Raw genomic sequence first — 18,494 nt, 5'->3', positions numbered from 1 at the left:
GCAAATACCGCCGTCTGGTCGCGGACGTTTCAGCAGGTATTAAACACCTTCTTAAGACTTTTGGCCCAAAGAACGGTTGTGACCCTGAATGGCCGACTGGTCTGTTCTGTGAACAAGGAGTTTCTGTGAACAAATCATCCAAAATCGCGGCTGCTGTTCCCGATCCGGCGCAAGACGGCGCGACCAAAGAGCTTTCCCCAAGCGAAATTCGCGGTGTTCTTGAGGTGATGGAACCCGGGTTGCTTGTTTGGGACGATAATGAACGATGCGTGTTTTACACTGACCGTCTCCGCCAAGTCTTGAGCATGCGCGCCGCCGATCTGCACATCGGTATGACCAGAAAAGATTTCCTGAACGGAAGCCTGATCCGGGGCGAGATTTCGGAAGAATCCCTTCTCGCGATCAACCGTCAATTCCAGTCACGCGAGACTTTTCAATTCGACCGTCAATTAAGGTCCGGACAGGTCATTTCCACGCGGGCGCGCCCTTTAGGTGAAAACGGATTTGTCGTCACATTTACCGACGTTTCGATGGAACGGACCAAATCCACGGAATTGGACGAAACGATCAGGATCGCCGATGAAGCAAGGGCGGCTTTGGCCACAACGCTGGAACAAGAAAAGAAACGCCAATACGAAGCAGGTATTCTGAACGAGTTTGGCGATTGGTTGCAGTCCTGTAAGACCCTCGATGAGCTGTTCGCAATCGTATTGCGCTATCTGGAGGAGACCCTGCCAGGCAGTCAGGGAGAGCTGTATATTTATTCAAACTCGCGCGACGTTCTTGAAGGTACTCTCAGTTGGGGTCGCGCGAAACTACAGGCCCATATCCACGCGGATTCCTGTTGGAGCCTGCGGCGCGGTCGTGGTTATCGATATAAACGGGGCGAAATCGGGTTCGAATGTGCCCATGTGTCGGCGATCACCCACCTGCCGATCGAAGAATATTCCTGCATTCCGATCGTGGCACATGGCGATACCGTCGGGCTGCTGCACGTAAGGTATGGTGGGTGCGGCAGCGTTGAAAACAAACTGACAGACCCAACAGCATTTGCCTTCAAGTGCGGTGAACTCATTAGCCTTGCGATTGCAAATGTCCGACTGCGCGATGAACTGCATGAACAATCAACACGCGACATGCTGACAGGTCTGCGCAATCGACGATATTGCATTGATACCATGTCGGCCCTGCGCAGCGCGTCCGAACGCTCTGGCGCGCCGTTTGCCGTTATTTCTTTGGACGTTGATAAATTCAAAGATTTTAATGACAATTTTGGCCACGACGCGGGTGACGCGGTCCTGCAAAACGTGGCCAGTACCATGCGGGATACTTTGGATGCCGCCCATGTTCCGTGCCGTTTCGGGGGCGAGGAGTTTTTGGTCATCCTCCCGGAATGCACGGCACAAATGGGATTAGAGATCGCTGACACTCTGCGACGCGCGATCATGCAATCCCAAATCACATACGCAGGAAAGCCTTTGCCAAATGTCACGATCTCGTCCGGTGTCGCCGCCTACCCCGAAACATCCAATCTGGTCGAAGGCCTTTTGAAAGAGGCCGATCTGGCCCTGTATCAAGCCAAAGACAACGGGCGCAACCGCGTCGAATGCGCGCCACCGCGCGGCGAACGCAATAGCGAAACCTAAAATAGGCGCTGTTTTTGTGCGCAATAGAATTGCACTTACTTCATCTGGGTTTTCACAATTTGATCCGCATTCAGCGCGGTCAAATTGAACAACCAAGCATGATGTCTAAACCCAATAAGCCAAACACTGTTTGGGCTGCCTAAATACAGATGGATGGCACATCAGAAAATTCGCGAATTAGCTGTAAAAATGCCACGCGCTGCGATGTCATCACGCACCATAAATTCGCGCCCTGCTGGGGGCGCCGCCCCGTAAATGCTCGCTCACTTTAAGGTTGATGGTAAATGGCACAACCGATATTGGTTGGTGTACTTTGTGCATAGTAACTTATGTTGGGAATTCGGGGAGATTTTTCAGTGACAAATAGATTTAAGGCAATTAGTCCGCTCGCACTTTTGGGGTTGGCCGCATGTAAAAGCAGCGATGGCGGGAGTGTATTAACGTCCTCCGGCTTCGCGATCAAAGGCCCGCTGGTAAACGCATTGGCGTTCGTAGACGAAAACGACAACCGGGTTCTCGATTCAGATGAAGCATTCGTTCGCACGGGGTCTGACGGCGGCTTTAGCCTCGCCAACCCGAACGGCGCAAACATCGTTATCCAGACAGATGACCAAACCATCGATTCCGCATCTGGCGAAATCCTTGACGGGGTTACTTTGGTGGGCGCGGCGGACGCGACGGTTATCACGCCGTTCACAACGCTATCGGTGGAAGACGTCGATACGACCGCATTGGCCGCAGCCCTTGGCCTGCCCGATGACGTCGATCTGTTGACGTTTAACCCCTTCGCAGAAGACGCAGACGCGGCGACAGCCCTTGCCGTTGAAAAACTGTCCCAGCAATTGATTGGTACACTGCAAATCCTCGAAGCGGCGGGCGACGAGACCGCATTTGAAAGCATCCTGTCCGTTGTGTCGGACGCACTTGAAGGTGGCGACACAGACATCGACTTTACGGACTCAACCTTTTTGGCCGAAGTTGTTGCCGCATCTGGCCTAGAAGGTGCCGACGCCGCAGGTGTTGCTGGCCAAATCCTTGCGGTGAACGAAAAGATTGATGATGTTAAATCCCTCGACGCACCAGCAAGCGCGTTTGGCTTGGCCTCTGGCGTCGCAGGTATCTACGAAGAAGAAGGCGTTGCAGGCGGAAACGAAGCCGACGTCGACAACATTCTTGCGGAGGCCGAAAACGAAGCCCCAACGGATTTGACCGTAACATCGGAAGCCGGCACCGCGCTGAGCATTGATGAAACGGCAACAGGCGGCACAGATGTCGTTGTTGGCCTTTTGACAGCAACTGACGGCGCCAACGACACGCTGACTTTCGAAGTCACTGGCGATGCAGCCCATCTTTTCGAAGTTTCCACATCTGTCGCAGGTATTGACGGCCCTGTTCTGGTCGCAAAGGCTGGTGCCGTGTTTGACGCAGAAACAACAGCCTCCGTCGATGTAACGCTGAAGGTGACCGACCAGTTCGGTGAAACCGCAGATGCGACTGTCACAGTCAACATCGCGAATATCGCGGATGAAGATACGCAAGGCGGCGATGATGTCTTTGTTGAAGGCAGCATCCATTACGGCGGGTCTGTGACGTTCCAAAGCACGCTGACAGATGCTGACAATGGAACAGACACCGGCGATTTCGCCTCCGAAACATACACCTGGTATCTTGATGGTGAGGCAATCGAAGGCGAAACAGGCCAGACGATCCAGACGACGCAGGCCATGACCGGAAAATTCCTGTCGGCTGAATTGACTGTTGTCGATCAGGCGGGGGGCTCAACCTCGTTCGAAGACGGCTTTGGCCACATCCTGCCGCGCTATTTCGAAGGTGATACGCCGATCGTTATCACGGTGAACGAAAACACCGCTGACGGGCTGGAAGCATTTGCCGACAACATTGCCGTGCTTGAAGACGATATCGACATCTGGGGCGAAAGTGCTGCAGGGCTGTTCAATTTATTTGAAGTCAATATGTCCAACAGCAACGCCGTTGAGGCGTTTTTGACCAGTAGTGGCAAGTTGGGTTTTGAATTCCAACTTGACGATGGTGAAGGTGACATTGACACGCTTGCCCAGCTTGAATTCCGCCTTGGCGATCTGGACACGCAGACATTTGACAGCCTGACGACCCTGGTCGGGGCCTTCAACGCGAGCGAAGATTTGGTCGTCGACGTCGAGGCAATCTTTGATAACCCGTTACTGAGCGGCGCGCTTGAAGATATCATTTTTGAAACCGAAGTCGGTGCGTTGCAGCTTGCGCTGCGTGAAGGTGACACCGACGACGATCAGGACGCATTTGATATCCGCCTGAACTACTACGACGAAGAAACGGGCGAAGACGTGCTTGATCCCGATTTTCTTCAAACGCTCAGCATCCGGGGCGATTATGGCTTCGGCCTGGCCGATCTTTACGGTCTGGTCACAGATTTGGCGGTCGCTGTTGAAGAAAGCGACGAAGCCCAAGATGCCTTTCCTGAATTCGGCGATTACTATGTCGATGGCATCTTCGATGAGGCCGCGTATGAAGACGCACTCGATGACTATGACAACGCCGTCAACCTCGCTGATTTCAACATCTTTACGACCCTCGTTGATACATTGTCGCCAGAAGGTCTGCGTGCCAATTATTTCGATAACGGGTCCGACGGTGACAATGACGATCGCTTCGTCGAAGCGTTCTATCTGAACTTCTTTAATACTGACGATGACGGTTCCGAAGGGATTTATTTCTCTGTCGGTGATTACGCGATCTATGCCGAAGGTGACTTCCCGGGTTCGCTTGGTGAAATTCTCAGCGGCGTTGAACCCTTTGTCGGTGACATCAACGGGGGCGATCCTTCTGCATCTGATCTGGGCTTCGAAGCCCTTGATTATATCGCTGTGTTCGAGCAATCCGAGGACGAGAACGGCAACCGCGAAACTACGAATTTCTTTAGCGTGGATATCGCGGATAATGTGGATCTGCTCGCTGTTCTGGATGCCATCACAACCGATGACGGTGAGGCATTCGGCAGCTATCCGAACGTTGGCGAAAATGAAGACACGCCGGATGATGAACGATACGACCTGAGCTATGCCTACGATGAGGATGGTCTTTATATCGTTCTGGGCGAAGGTCTTGATCTGGACGCGTTCGATGTCTTGTTGGATGAGTTGAGCCTGACTGACCTCGTCGCGGCATGATCCAAACAAAATTGCGGGCGCGAGCCCCGAAAAGCATGGCCATGTTCTGCATGGCCATGCTGCTGTTTATATATGGGCAGGCTGGCGCAGCCCAAACGTGGGGTTATTCGGTCTCGTTGGGCACCGACCCGCACATCGGCCTCGCTGATGAACCTTATCGCAGTCTGACAAGCAGCGGTGGGGGCGGTGGCAATGGCCCCGGTGGGTCTTCTGTTGATCTGGCAGACGCTGTTTTCGATTTGGACTATTCGCTACAATTCGCCGTGACCGCGGAACGGACGTTCACCCCGCTTACCTCGGGCTGGGTGCCTTCTTTTCAGGGCTCGTTCGTCGTGCGCGAAACTGCGATTACTTTTCCTGATGGTGTTCGGTTGTCCGGGGGCAGCCTTACGCTGGTGGATCCTTTGAAACTGTCATCCACGTCATTTGGGGTTGATGTACGCGGAGCCATGGAAAGCCCGGTTTTCTATGATCGCTACACAGTGCAAGTGGGCGCTGGTGCTGTCGTTTTGCGGATCACCGACAATTTCGACTACGGGTTCTTACAGGCGGAAAACAAACGGACCGAAACTCTGCCTTACGGCTTTGTACGTGCACAAGCGCGCATGATTGAAACGGCCAATCTTGATGTCAGCGGCTATGTCGAAACGTCCTTCAGCCGCCTTGGCCCGTCTTGGGCATTGGGTTTGGAACAGAAATTTTGAAACGCCCTGCCCTTTCTTTTTTTGCCTTAGCGGTGCTGTGTTCTGGGTGCCTGTCGGCAGCTGTGCGCACCCCAATCGTGCAGGACTATGAAATCGTGCCCCCCGCGATGTCCGCCCTCGAACAGGCTGTGTGGAACCGTGCGGAACTGCAAAGCCAGCGGTACGAATTCTTGGCCACGGCGAGCGAACTGGACGACAGCGATCTGAATTTTCGCCCCGAAATCAGCGGCAACGCGCAATTGGGCGCAAGCGACGGATCAGACAGTTCCGCCAATGCCGTGGGCATCCTAAGCGTCAACTATTCCCAGCTGTTGAACGATTATGGCCGCGGCGACATTCAAAAAGAACAGGCATGGCTGGAACTGGAAGCCCAGCAAACCGCCTATGCCCTTGCGGCGGATCAGATATTTGCAGACGTGGCGCGTGCGATGATCCAAAATCAGGCCGCTGGCCAAAAGATTGCTATTATTGATCGGCAGCTCGGTCAGTTTCGGGAACGCGAGGCACAGATTCAGCAGGCAGCCGCCGTGGGTGTTCTGACGAATGTCGACCTGCTGGACATCCGCAATAGTGAAAACCAAATCAAAGTCACACGCAGCCTTGCGGTTGCCGAACAGGCGCAATCACGGGTGGTTCTTGATCGGGTTCTCCAAACGGCAGCGGCACAAACTGCGGCATCACGCGGCGTTGGCGCGATCACCCAAACGCGCCTTGATCGTCTGCCACAATGGCGACGGGTGCGCGCCGAATTGCTCGTGGATCAATCGGATGCGACGGTAAACAATATCCTAAGCAGCCTGCGCCCGCGCCTTAGCCTTCAGTCCCAAGTCAGCGTTCCGTTTGACCCTGATGAAGACAGCGAATTGTTTGTTGGCGTGCGCTGGGATTTCACGCTGTATGATGGCGGGCGCGCGGCGCAACGTGCGCAAAGCCAACGCATCCGGTCCCAATCCTTGGCGCAAGAAGTTGAAGTTTTTGATCAACTTGTGACCGAAGGCCGCGCAAGTTTGGGCGCGACCTTACAAGGCATTCGTCTTCAACGTGCGGCGTTGCGCGATCAAATCACGATCCGCGCTGAGGGGATAACGCAGCTGGAACAGCTGTTATCCGTGGGGCGTGCGGATGTTTCGACCTTGGCGCAAGAAATCCTCGCGCAGGCCACGACCGAACTGTCACTTGTTGATCTGACAGCACAATCCAAACTGAACATTGTGTCCTACGCCCAGACAGTTGGCGGCACCTGCGAAATATTCAAAGCATGTGAAAACCTGCATTTACAGTGGCGGGTGGTTCCAGATGCGTCTCTTTAAGCGAAACCAAAAACCCGAACTTACGGCGGACGCCGCCGCAGCACTTGAGATCTTGCAGCAACTTGTCACGCTTTTTGATGTGCGTGTGTCCCGCGCTAGAATCGCCGAATGCTGGCAGGCCGCGCCGTCTGAAAGCCCGGGCCTGCGCGTTCTCGAAGCCGCCGCCACACTTGGCCTGCGCGCTGTGCCCGCGCGCTATGACGTCGAAATATCAGTGGCCCAGCGCGCTATGTTTGTGACCACCGCTGCGGACGCGGGCCTGATCAACCCTTTGGCCGACGGCGACGCCGCGACGATTGGCCTGGGCGAGGCATGGTCAACCCGACCAGCAGCGCGCGACGTCCATCACGCCTGGACCTTCGTGCCCGCAGACAGCGAAGACCGCTCAGCCGACGCGCGGCTCAAGGCGATCAACCCGATCAAAAACCTTGGGTCAGGGCGCATGTTCTGGGTTCTGCTTGCTGCGTTCTTGTCCAACATTCTTGGCCTCGCGACGTCGTTGTTTGTGATGGTCGTCTATGACCGCGTCTTGCCCAACGGCGCAACCGAAAGCCTTTATGCGCTGGCCTTTGGTGTGGGTGCGGCGGTGTTGTTTGACACCCTGCTCAAATCCTCGCGGGCGCGTATTCTGGACAACGCGACGGAAACCGCCGACCGCAAAATCACCGAAGACATTTTCGATCAATACGTCGAAGCCCAGCCCACCAAGACTGGCAAATCTGTGGGCGAACTTGCCTCGGTCATCCGCAATTTTGAAACTTACCGCGAATTCACGACCTCCGCGACGATCCTTGCTTTCGTGGATCTGCCGTTTGTGCTGCTGTTCATTTTCGTTATCTCACAGATTTCGGGTCTGTTGTGGGTCGTGCCCGCGGTGGCCGTGCCAACAGTTTTGATCCTTGTTTTGATGGTTCAGCCGTTGGTCGCGCGCAATTCGAAACGGGCCACGGCCTTGGCGCAGTCGCGTCAATCCATGTTGGTCGAAATGCTGTCGGGCCTCGACTATCTGCGCGTGACAGGGGCATTTGGCATCTTCAAACGACGGTTTCTAACGCAAGCCGCATCACAAACAGAGGCCCAGTTGAAGGCCCGCAATTCATCCGCGATTGTGGGCAATGTCGTCAATGTGTTGCAGCAGCTGTTTCAGGTTGCGGTGATCGTGCTCGGGTTTCATTTGTTTGTGACCGATCAGGTGACGATGGGTGGTATCATTGCTGCGGTGATCTTGTTTGGCCGCGTCATGACGCCTTTGTCGCGTCTGGGCCAAACGTTGGGTCGCGCCAATCAGGCCTTTGCATCTTACAAAGTTGTGCGCGATTTTCTTGCATTGGACCGCAACACCGACACCGCCCTGCCCGCCCAGCTTAACGCGACACGTGCCGTCGCGCTTGAATTGGCGAACGTCACCCTGCGCCTGTCAGAAAATGCGCCACCCCTGTTCAACGGCATCAGCTTGTCCGTCAAAGAAGGTGAAAAGGTCGCCATTGTCGGGCGGACCGGAAGCGGAAAAAGCTCAATCCTGCGGTTGATGTCGGGCCTGTTGCGGGCTGAAACCGGATCGGTTCTGTGTCACGGAATTTCCGTATCCGCCTACCCCCGCGCTGATTTGCATCGCCGGGTCGGGCATGTTTTTCAGGCGACGTGGGCGTTTGCCGGAACGCTGCGCGAAAACATCAGCCTCAATCAGGTGGATGTTACGGATGACGCCATTCATCGCAGTCTGCGCATGGCGGGCCTGACCGACACCACCGGCAAGGAAATGCCGCTGGATATGCAGATTTACGAACAGGGCGCGAATTTGTCAGGCGGTCAACGCCAGGCCCTCAGCCTCGCGCGCGTGTTCGCCGCCTCGCCCGAGATTTATTTGCTGGATGAACCAAGCTCAGCCATGGACAGCCAACTCGAAGCGCGCCTTGTCAAAAACATCCAAACCGAACTGTCAGACAAGACGATTGTCATCGTCACACATAAGGCGAAGCTTCTTGAATTGTGCGATCGCGTCATCGTGGTCGACCAAGGACAGATCAAAGGCGATCTGCCGGCCAAAGAGTATTTTGATCTGACCCGCAAAAAGGCCGGCAACTGGCAAGATGTATCCGCCACGGCCGCGCCCAAAGTCACAGTGCAACCCATGCTAAATCCAACGAAAGGGCCCACCACATGAGCGACCCTTTCGCGAAATCCGACCGCCACCAACGCTGGCTGATCCTCGTCACGGTTTTGCTGTTCGGCGTGTTTCTTGTCTGGGCCAACGCGACACGGCTTGATCTGGTGACACGCGGACAGGGGCGCGTTGTCCCGCTTGGGCAGAATTTTTCGGTGCAGGTTCCGTACTCCGGCACGATTGTCGCATTTTTTGCCCAAGAAGGCGCGCGGGTTGAAGAAGGCAGCGTTATTGCCGAAATCAACCCGACAGAAGCCGCAGGTGCCCTTGCAGAAGCCGAGAAACGGCTGCAATCCCTGAACCTGCGTTTGGCACGCCTTGATGCTGAAATGGCCGGTGCGGTGTTTGATATCTCAGAAGTTCAAGCAGACGGCGAACTAGAGGCGACCTTGCTGCGCGCAGAACTGGCGTCTTCTAACGCGCGACGCGCCGATCTGGATGCACGGGTGTCAGCGCTGGTGCAGGCCCGTCTGCAACGTGAACGCGACGCACAGGCGCTGCAGGCCGAATTGACGGGCATTCAAGAAGAAGCGCGCCTTTTGTCCGAAGAGGCCGCCTATGTGTCCCCACTGGTTGATTCCGGGGTGTTGGGGCTGGATGAAAGGTTTCGACTGGACCGCGCAGGCAGCAGCTTGGACACCCGCAGTTCGGTGCTGAACGAACAATACGCCGCCATTGAATTCGCGATTTCCGAAATCAACGCGCGCATCGAATCCGCCCGTGCCGAATTTCAAAACGCAATTCTGACAGAACGCGTCGATGTGTTGTCGCAGATGTCCGAACTGACCCAGCGGCTTCCGTCGCTGCGCTTGCGGGTGTCGCAAACTGAAATTCGCGCCCCCGTGACCGGCATCCTGAATCAGGTGTTCTTCAACCGTGCGGGCGCTGTCGTCGGGCAAGGTGAAACAATCGCCGAAATCGTGCCGGAAACCACCGAATTGCGGGTTGAAACCCTCATCGCGCCGCGCGACATCGCCAATGTCGAACCGGGCCAGCCCGTCCGCATTTCGCTAACAGCCTATGATGCCGCAAAATTTGGTGCCCTCGACGGGGAAGTCTTGCGTGTTTCGGCGGACGCCACGATGCGCGAAGAACTGCAAGAACGGATGTTTGTCGTCGAAACCTCAATCCTTGGCGTGATCGAGGACGTGGACGGCGAACCCGTGCGCATCCTGCCCGGTATGATCGCGCAGGTCGACGTGATCCGCGGTGATCGTTCTATCCTCGAGTATTTCTGGAACCCAGTGATCAAAGTCAGAGACCGCGCCTTCCGCGAATAAGCAAGCACGTCGGAATTCGAAACAGATATGACGCTGCTATCACTTAGGAAAAGTGGTGCCCGGGGGCGGCATGGCATTCCAGTCTCAGAGTGGCCCATGTAGTTCCTTAGAGTATTGAAATAGAGGTATTTTCCAGATTGGGCGATCTCAAGAAAGCTTGCGCCCTTCCGGCAGATCCTATACTCATTGTGGGATAACCTGGGGGATATAACCTTGGGGAACCTAACAGCCCTCTTCATCAAATCCGCACCGCCCGGCAAGCACGAGGATGGCGATGGCCTGCGCATGATCAAGCGCGAGGGCGGCGGCGGTCAATGGGTCTTCCGCTACACCATTTATGGACGCCGCAGAAAGATGGGCCTCGGTGGCTTGAAGACTCTCTCCCTGAAGGATGCGCGGGACGTCGCCTCCGAGTATCGAACTATGGTCGCAAAAGGCAAAGATCCCATTGAGCATCGGCGCAAGCAACGCCAAGACGCCATGCGCAACCGCCCCCTCCTCAAGGATGTCGCGTTGGACGCTTTCGAGAGCCGCAAGGCCGACCTTAAGGGGGACGGATCTGCGGGACGATGGTATAGCCCGTTGGAACATCACGTGCTGCCCAAACTTGGACGCATGCCTGTCACCGAGATCACCCAAAGCGATATCCGGGAGGCCCTAATGCCGATCTGGCATTTGAAGGCTGCGACCGCGACGAAGGCCGCCAATCGCCTCAAGATCGTCCTGGATCACGCAGCCGCTCTGGGCCTCGATGTCGACCTGCAGGCGGTTGCCAAGGCGAAGCAGCTCTTGGGGCGGCAACGGCACCAGGTCACGTCGATCCCAAGCATGCCATGGGTGGATGTTCCAACATTCTATGCTTCTCTACATGAGCCGACGATCACACATCTCGCGCTACGATTGCTCATCCTGACCGGATTGCGTTCTGCACCCGTGCGCTTCGCCCGGCTGGACGAGATCGAAGGGGATATCTGGACCGTGCCCGCGAACAACATGAAGGCGCGGGTTGGCGATGCCGAAGCGTTTCGCGTGCCCCTAAGCGACGAGGCTTTGCATGTCATCAAGCTTGTGCGCCCCTACGAGCGCGATGGCTATCTGTTTCCTTCTGTACGCAAGGGCGTCATCAGTGACGCAACCATGGCGCGGCTGATGGAGCGCCGAGGGCTTGAGGCCCGTCCGCATGGCTTCAGAACAAGCCTGCGCACTTGGCTGGCAGACCAGACGGACGCGCCACATGAGGTCGCCGAGATGGTGCTGGCACATGTCTCAGACAGCAAGGTCGTGCGGATTTATCGCAAGACCGACTTCCTGGATCAGCGGAGGCCATTGATGGAGAGGTGGGCAAAGATTTGCACGGGGCAATGCCCCTAACACGTCGCTGGCCGCTGACTTCTGGACCACTACCGGCCCAAGGGCCCATCTCTTTTCTGAGCGTCTTCGAACGCCCCTTTCCCCTTCTCGGCCCAGATATTCCGTGCATGATCGCCTTATTCACTCTCGAGCTTGTCGGCCATCCAGAGCAACGCCCCGTAGATCAGGGCGCGGTCATCGCCGGTCAACTCGATGACGCGTGCCTTGACCACAAGTCCTCCAAGTTCGATCAGATGCCGTGTGCGTTTGCGGCGTTCCACCTGCCAGTTGCGCATGTCATGCCGCGCCTTTGTCGCCTGATGCCGGTTGCGTGCCGCTCGGTTGCGCCGGAGTGCTTTCCGCGTCGCGGTCAGCTGCTTTTGCAGGTTTCCGCGACCGGCCTTGAAAGAACGCGACCCCGCGTTTTGACCAAGCCTCCCTTTTTGCACTATCCGTTGTCTCGGCCAGCACGATCAACGCACCGGCGAGTTCCTCTGCACTGAATGCATCAGCTCCAGTGGCGACGACCAGCTCGCCGAGTTGTTGCACCTTGCGGGTCTTCAGCTCTTTCGCCTTCGCTTCCAGTCCTTTCAATTCCGCATCATAATCCCGTGGTTTGCGCATTCCTGCCTCCATAACCTGTTGATGCAGCGAGGATAGCGGGGCATGTTTCAGAAGGCAGCAGCGTCGCCAGGACGGCTGGGGACGCACCGGTCCATCCCGAGATTTTATTGAGGGAGGGCGCGCTTATACGTCGTTCCGACGTGGGCGTTTTTGTGTATATGATTGCGCCATCATGGCAATCTATCATCTCCACGTGAAAGTCATCGGGCGCGCAGCTGGTTCCAGCACGGTGGCGTCCGCTGTCTACCGCGCAGCATCGCGGTTGCGCGACGAGCGGCTGGACCGTCCCCATGACTTTACGGCCAAGCGCGGTGTCGTGCATTCCGAAGTGCTGCTACCGCAGAACACGCCCGAAGCATGGTCCGACCGCGAACAGCTTTGGAACGCCGTCGAGGCGGTCGAGGTCAGGCGCGATGCGCAGTTGGCCCGGGAGGTGGAGTTCGCAATTCCGCGCGAGATGTCCGAGGCAGAGGGCGTCGCGCTCGCCCGCGACTTCGTGCAGTCGGAGTTCGTGGATCAAGGCATGATCGCTGATCTCAATGTGCATTGGGACAGGGGTGCGGATGGACTGCCGAAACCCCATGCCCATGTCATGCTGACGATGCGGTCCGTCGATGAAGATGGGTTTGGCAAAAAGGTGCGCGACTGGAACAGCACCGGGATGGTCGAGCGTTGGAGGGAACGCTGGGCGACGCTTGCCAACGAGCGGTTGGCCGAACTCGACATCGACACACGCATCGATCATCGCAGCCATGAGGCGCAGGGCATCGCGCTGGAGCCTCAAAGCCAGATCGGCGCGCCTGCGCAGCGTATCGCAGGCGAAGGGAGCCCTGCCGACCGGGCCGAACTGCATCGTGAGATCGCACGCGACAACGGAGCGAGGATCATCGCGGAACCTTCGCTTGCACTGGACGCGATTACCCATCAGCAATCGACCTTCACGCAACGCGACATGGCACGTTTCGCACATCGGCACAGCGATGGGATCGATCAGTTCAACGCGGTAAACAACGCAATCCGAGGCGCGCCTGATCTGGTGGAGCTCGGTCTGGACAGGCGCGGCGAACACCGCTTCTCCTCCCGCGCGATGATTGAGGCCGAACAGCGTCTGCATCGCGCCGCCAAAGTCTTGGCCGAGAAACAACGTCATGACGTGCGGGATGCGGATCACAAAGCAGCCTTGGCGCGTGTGGAAGCGCGCGGTCTGGTTCTATCGCGCGAGCAGGCCGATGCACTGTCGCAAGTAACCACCGGGCGCGATCTTAGCATTGTCGTCGGCCATGCCGGGACGGGAAAGAGTGCGATGTTGGGCGTGGCGCGAGAGACCTGGGAGGCGGCGGGGTGTCGGGTACGCGGCGCGGCGCTCTCCGGTATCGCGGCAGACGGTCTTGAGGGTGGATCGGGCATCGCGTCGCGCACCATCGCCAGCCTGGAACACGGTTGGGCGAACGACCGCGATCACCTCACCGCGCGCGATGTGCTGGTTATCGACGAGGCGGGCATGGTCGGTACGCGGCAGCTGGAGCGGGTGCTGTCTCATGCGGCAGGTGCCGGAGCCAAAGTTGTCCTAGTCGGCGATCAGCAGCAGCTGCAATCCATCGAAGCGGGCGCAGCCTTCCGGTCGCTTCATGAGCGTCATGGAGGAGCGAAGATCGGAGAGGTCCGCCGTCAGCGCGAAGATTGGCAGCGTGACGCCACCCGTGATCTGGCAACCGGCCGGACCGGGGCGGCGATTGACGCCTACGACAACCATGGCATGACGCATGGTGCTGCGACCCGCGAAGAAGCGCGCGTCGATCTGATCGACCGCTGGGACCGCGACAGTCAGGCGGCACCGGATCAGGGCCGGATCATCCTGACCCACACCAACGCCGAAGTGCGCTTGCTCAATGAGTTGGCGCGGCAGCGGAAACGCGCGGCGGGCGATCTGGGCGAGGACGCCTCCTTGACGGTCGAGCGGGGTGACCGTTGCTTTGCGTCTGGCGACCGGGTGATGTTCCTGCAGAATGATCGTGGCCTTGGGGTGAAGAACGGCACGCTCGGGATCATCCATGAGGCCAGCGCGCAGTCTATGTCCGTCCAGACCGACGACCGGCGCTACATTGCCTTCGACCTCAAGGACTACAAACACCTCGACCATGGCTATGCCGCGACCATCCATAAGGCCCAGGGCATGACGGTGGACCGAACCCATGTTCTCGCGACGCCGGGCCTGGACGCCCATGGCAGCTATGTCGCCCTGTCCCGCCATCGGGACGGTCTGGATCTGCATTACGGCCGCGACGAATTCGCCTCGCGGGATCGCCTGATCCGCACCCTGTCGCGGGATCGGTCCAAGGACATGGCGCTGGATTATGCGGAGGCCGATCCGGCGCAGAGTTATGCCGAATGGCGCGGCATTACCTTCCGGGAACGTGTCATCGAGGTCCTGCGAAAGATCGTGCCGGAGAGACTCCGCGATAGGATTGATGGGTCGCGCCCTGCCAGAGACGGCGCGCTTGGCTCCGATGTTGCGCAGGGGCCGGGAAGGGAAGAGGCAAGAAAGGATATCCGTCCCAGCGTGGATGCGCTGCAAAAGACCGCGGCGTATGACCCGGAAGCGGCATTGCGAAAAGCCCGCACCGAAGCCCTCAAACGCCATGCCCGCGCGGTGGATGCGGTCCTCACGGCCCAGATACGGGGCCGCCCGGGCACACTCGACCAGTTGCGTGGCCTCTCTGAATCACGCGTGGCCTTTGAGGAGGTCCGGCCCGACGGCTGGCGCGATGCCGAGGCGGCCTATTCCAAGGACCCGACGCTGGCCCGAGAGGCGGGATCGGGCCAGGTCAATCGGACCATTCGGGCGCTACAACTGGAGACCCAGTTGCGCACCGCTCCAGAGCGCCGGGCCGCAGATTTTGTGGATCTCTGGCAAAAGCTCCACTGGAGCAGCCTGAAGCACTACCGGTCGGGGACGATGTCCGATTACCGGGCGACACGCGCGGAGATGGGCGAGATGGCGAAGAGCCTCCAACGCGATCCGCAGCTGGAATCCCTTCTTACAAACCGCAAGGCCGAGCTGGGCATCAGGATGGACTCGGGTCGCCGACTCGGTCCCGAGCTCGCCTTTTGCCACGGCATCGACATCACCAGGGGACGTGGTCTTGGTCTCTGAGACCCGTCCGATCTGCCGCCCATTCTACGCCCCGCTGCGACGATGGGCCGGGCGCTCTTGCGCGGCGGCAACAGCTTGCTCTGTTTGGTTCAGCAGACTTCAGAACCCATTAGCAGGAGCCAGACATCCCATGTCCAACCCAGACCGCATCATCCGCCTGAGCACCGTCCTCGACCGAACTGGCCTGTCCCGGTCCACCATCTATCGCAAGATCGCTGAAGGCACATTCCCCGCCCAACTGCGGATCAGCGTGCATGGTGCTGGATGGCGGGAGTCCGACATCAACCGGTGGGTTGATGACCCAGTGGGCTGGCGACTTGAGCGCGAGGAACGCTGACTACCGCAAAGATTTTGCGTTGTTGCTGGCTCGCCTTGATCATCAGCCATGCGACATCTGGCGAAAGACAGGCTGCAAGACTAAGCCGTCGCTCGTCGAACCTGCCATTCGCTGCAACGGCGAAATCATAGCGGTGGTGAATTCACATATTGCGGGTAAAGCATGGGTAATCGGGCTGATCATGATGATGGGTCAGGTTCTTGATAGAGTTGCAGAAGTTATTGCAATTTGAGGAGGACAAAATGGATTACTTTGTTGGACTAGATGTATCACTGAGGACTGTCGCGGTTTGCGTGATCAATGCAGATGGCACGCTGATCAACGAAAGCAAAGAGTGATCGGACAGAGGCCCACTTCGACTACGAGAACGGTGTGGCCGGATCAAAACCCGTGCCCAGTCGTCTTGAAAACTGCTCGGCCGAGCAGGAGACGGGGCGACGTCTTCTACAGTGAAAATTGCTCACGCGAGGATCACGTGATCGGCGGTCAGGATGTCGGGGCTGACATCGGTCAGGATCACCACCGTGTCGCCGTCCAGATCGATCCGCGTGTCGTGACCACCGGGGCCATCTGCACTGACAACCGCCGAGAACTCGGCGAAATCGGTGAACCCAAAATCGCTCACATCCAGTCTGTCGCCCTCGGCGCCATCGAAATCAATCACCGTGGTGGACCCGTCGAGGTTGCGGAACGTCATGATGTCCGCGCCCTGCCCGCCCGAAATCCGGTCCGTGCCGCCGCCACCGTCGATGGTATCGTCGCCGGTGCCCGCAAAGATCACGTCATCGGCCGCCGTTCCGGTCATCGCATCGTCGCCCGTGGTGCCGATCTGCGTCGCGGCCCCGCTGAAATCGCCGCCGAAGATCACGAAGCTCGCGCCGGAGTCGCTGCCATTCGGATCGTCACCCTGTGCCCCAACGATGAGATCGTCGAAGCCGTCGCCATTCACATCACCTGCGCCGCTCACTGAAAGACCGGAGAAGTCACCTTCTGATACGCCATTGATCACAAAGCCGCCGATGCCACTCTCGATGTCGGACAGCGCCACCGTAGTCCCGTCGCTCTTGCCGAAGATCACAAAACTTGCACCGGAGGAGCCTCCATTCGGATCGTCATGCGGCGCGCCCACGATCAGATCGTCTAAGCCGTCGCCATTCACATCCCCCGCTCCGCTGACAGAGACACCCGACTGGTCACCCTGAGCCACACCATTGATGACAAAGCCGCCAAGGCCACTCTCGATGTCGGACAGCTCCACGGCTGTTCCATCGCTTTTGCCGAAGACCACAAAGCTTGCACCGGCGAACTGGCCATTCGGATCATCTCCGTAGGCCCCGACGATCAGATCATCGAACCCGTCGCCATTCACATCGCCTGCTCCGCTGACCGACCGGCCGGACCAGTCACCCGCTGACACACCGTTGATCACAAAGCCGCCGTCGTTATCGTTCGCCTCAATCTCCGAAAGGTTCACCACCTCTCCGTCCGCCTTACCAAACACGACGAAACTCGCACCGGAATTACCGCCGTTCGGATCGTCTCCACGAGCCCCAACGATTAGATCGTCCAACCCGTCGCCATTCACATCGCCCGCGCCGCTGACAGAGGTACCCAACTCGTCAAACCCTGCCACACCGTTGATCACAAAGCCGCCGTCGTTACCGTTCGCCTCAATCTCCGAAAGGTTCACCACATCGCCGTCCGCCTTGCCAAACACCACGAAACCCGCGCCGGACAAGCCACCATTCGGCTCATCGTTGGGCGCCCCGACGATCAGATCGTCCAAGCCGTCGCCATTCACATCCCCCGCTCCGCTGACAGAGGTACCCGCCCAGTCACCCTCCGACACACCTTTGATCACAAAGCCGCCGATGCCTGCCTCAACGTCCGAGAGGTCCACCGCATCGCCGTCCGCCTTGCCAAACACGACGAAACCCGCACCGGACGCACTGCCGTTCGGATCGTCCCTACTAGACCCCACGATCAGATCGTCGAAACCGTCGCCATTCACATCACCTGCGCCGCTGACTGAATCGCCGGACCGGTCACCCGCCGAACCACCCTTTATGACAAAACCACCGATGCCGTTCTCGATGTCGGACAGCTCCACCGTGGTCCCATCGCTTTTGCCGAAGACCACAAAGCTCGCACCGGAGCCATCGCCATTCGGATCATCAAAGTAGGCCCCAACGATCAGATCATCGAGCCCGTCGCCATTCACATCGCCTGCGTCGCTGACTGAATTGTTAGATAGGTCATTCTTCGACACGCCATTGATCACAAACCCGCCGTCGTTGTCGTCGGCCGCAATCTCGCCCTGGTTGATCGGCTTGATCGGCTCCGCGACCCCGGTGATTGTCACCGTCACAGTCTCTTCCGTGCCATCCGCCGTTCTGACCGTGAAGCTGTCGGTCACGGTCTGGCCCGCGCCAATGTTCTGGATCGCCGCCTGTGTGTTGTCCGCAGTGTAGGTCCAGGCCCCGTCCGCATTGATGTCAAAGCTGCCGTAGGTCCCCACCGTGCCACTCTGCGCCACAAAGCTCGCCTCACCAGCGTCGACATCCGTCACGCTCAGCACGCCCGTCGCCGTCAGGGTTGTCGCCTCATCCTCAATCACACCACCCGTCGTCTCGCCCGTGATCTCTGCCGCATCGTTGGTGCCGGTGATTGTGATGGTCACGGTCTCTTCCGTGCCATCCACCGTTGTGACCGTGAAGCTGTCACTTGCTGTCTGGCCGTC

General features: G+C 58.0%; 13 protein-coding genes. 10 read left to right on the top strand and 3 right to left on the bottom strand.

Features of this window, described 5'->3' with window-relative positions; genetic code table 11:
• The first annotated feature begins 125 nt into the window (after nucleotides 1-125).
• From L0664_RS12405 to L0664_RS12375, 7 genes are all read left to right on the top strand, one after another.
• On the top strand, nucleotides 126-1,646 hold the full coding sequence (locus L0664_RS12405) for a bifunctional diguanylate cyclase/phosphodiesterase (RefSeq protein ID WP_235226206.1): 1,521 nt from the start codon (nucleotides 126-128) through the stop codon (nucleotides 1,644-1,646).
• A gap of 356 nt (nucleotides 1,647-2,002) precedes the next feature.
• Nucleotides 2,003-4,831, top strand: a complete 2,829-nt coding sequence (locus L0664_RS12400; RefSeq protein WP_235226205.1) for a cadherin repeat domain-containing protein — start codon at nucleotides 2,003-2,005, stop codon at nucleotides 4,829-4,831.
• Nucleotides 4,832-4,866: 35 nt separating this feature from the next.
• Nucleotides 4,867-5,535, top strand: coding sequence for a hypothetical protein (locus L0664_RS12395; RefSeq protein WP_235226204.1), 669 nt, complete (start codon nucleotides 4,867-4,869; stop codon nucleotides 5,533-5,535).
• A gap of 62 nt (nucleotides 5,536-5,597) precedes the next feature.
• Nucleotides 5,598-6,845 (top strand): TolC family protein, encoded by a 1,248-nt coding sequence (locus tag L0664_RS12390; RefSeq protein ID WP_235226203.1) that lies wholly within the window; start codon nucleotides 5,598-5,600, stop codon nucleotides 6,843-6,845.
• Nucleotides 6,832-9,009, top strand: a complete 2,178-nt coding sequence (locus tag L0664_RS12385; RefSeq protein WP_235226202.1) for an ATP-binding cassette domain-containing protein — start codon at nucleotides 6,832-6,834, stop codon at nucleotides 9,007-9,009. Before L0664_RS12390 ends, L0664_RS12385 begins: the two co-directional genes overlap by 14 nt.
• Nucleotides 9,006-10,289, top strand: a complete 1,284-nt coding sequence (locus L0664_RS12380) for an HlyD family type I secretion periplasmic adaptor subunit (protein ID WP_235226201.1) — start codon at nucleotides 9,006-9,008, stop codon at nucleotides 10,287-10,289. The genes L0664_RS12385 and L0664_RS12380 overlap by 4 nt, the downstream gene beginning before the upstream one ends.
• A 186-nt stretch (nucleotides 10,290-10,475) precedes the next feature.
• Entirely contained in the window at nucleotides 10,476-11,660 is a 1,185-nt protein-coding gene (locus L0664_RS12375; RefSeq protein ID WP_235226200.1) for a tyrosine-type recombinase/integrase, read from the top strand.
• Between the two features lie 116 nt (nucleotides 11,661-11,776).
• Here the strand turns inward: L0664_RS12375 and L0664_RS12370 are convergent, their stop codons facing one another.
• Both L0664_RS12370 and L0664_RS12365 read right to left on the bottom strand, forming a co-directional pair.
• Nucleotides 11,777-11,935 (bottom strand): conjugal transfer protein TraD, encoded by a 159-nt coding sequence (locus L0664_RS12370; RefSeq protein WP_418888032.1) that lies wholly within the window; start codon nucleotides 11,933-11,935, stop codon nucleotides 11,777-11,779.
• A 1-nt stretch (nucleotide 11,936) separates the two neighbouring features.
• Nucleotides 11,937-12,263: a conjugal transfer protein TraD gene (locus L0664_RS12365; RefSeq protein ID WP_235226199.1), complete on the bottom strand. Its 327-nt coding sequence runs from the start codon at nucleotides 12,261-12,263 to the stop codon at nucleotides 11,937-11,939.
• Between the two features lie 172 nt (nucleotides 12,264-12,435).
• Between L0664_RS12365 and traA the strand changes: the two genes are divergently transcribed.
• From traA to L0664_RS12350, 3 genes are all read left to right on the top strand, one after another.
• Complete coding sequence (gene traA, locus L0664_RS12360) at nucleotides 12,436-15,417, top strand: Ti-type conjugative transfer relaxase TraA (RefSeq protein ID WP_235226198.1); 2,982 nt, start codon at nucleotides 12,436-12,438, stop codon at nucleotides 15,415-15,417.
• A gap of 130 nt (nucleotides 15,418-15,547) precedes the next feature.
• The gene (locus L0664_RS12355) at nucleotides 15,548-15,754 is read left to right on the top strand and encodes a helix-turn-helix transcriptional regulator (RefSeq protein ID WP_235226197.1); all 207 of its coding nucleotides are present in this window, start codon (nucleotides 15,548-15,550) and stop codon (nucleotides 15,752-15,754) included.
• On the top strand, nucleotides 15,672-15,986 hold the full coding sequence (locus L0664_RS12350; RefSeq protein ID WP_235226636.1) for a hypothetical protein: 315 nt from the start codon (nucleotides 15,672-15,674) through the stop codon (nucleotides 15,984-15,986). The genes L0664_RS12355 and L0664_RS12350 overlap by 83 nt, the downstream gene beginning before the upstream one ends.
• Before the next feature lie 228 nt (nucleotides 15,987-16,214).
• On the opposite strand, the gene L0664_RS12345 is transcribed toward L0664_RS12350, so the two are convergent.
• The coding region (locus L0664_RS12345) for a VCBS domain-containing protein (RefSeq protein ID WP_235226196.1) at nucleotides 16,215-18,494 on the bottom strand (2,280 nt) is incomplete at its 5' end.

The sequence above is a fragment of the Octadecabacter dasysiphoniae genome (assembly GCF_021532615.1).
GTDB classification, from domain to species: Bacteria; Pseudomonadota; Alphaproteobacteria; order Rhodobacterales; family Rhodobacteraceae; genus Octadecabacter; species Octadecabacter dasysiphoniae.
Note: the sequence above shows the minus strand (reverse complement) of the source record. Positions and strands in the feature narration are given on the sequence as shown.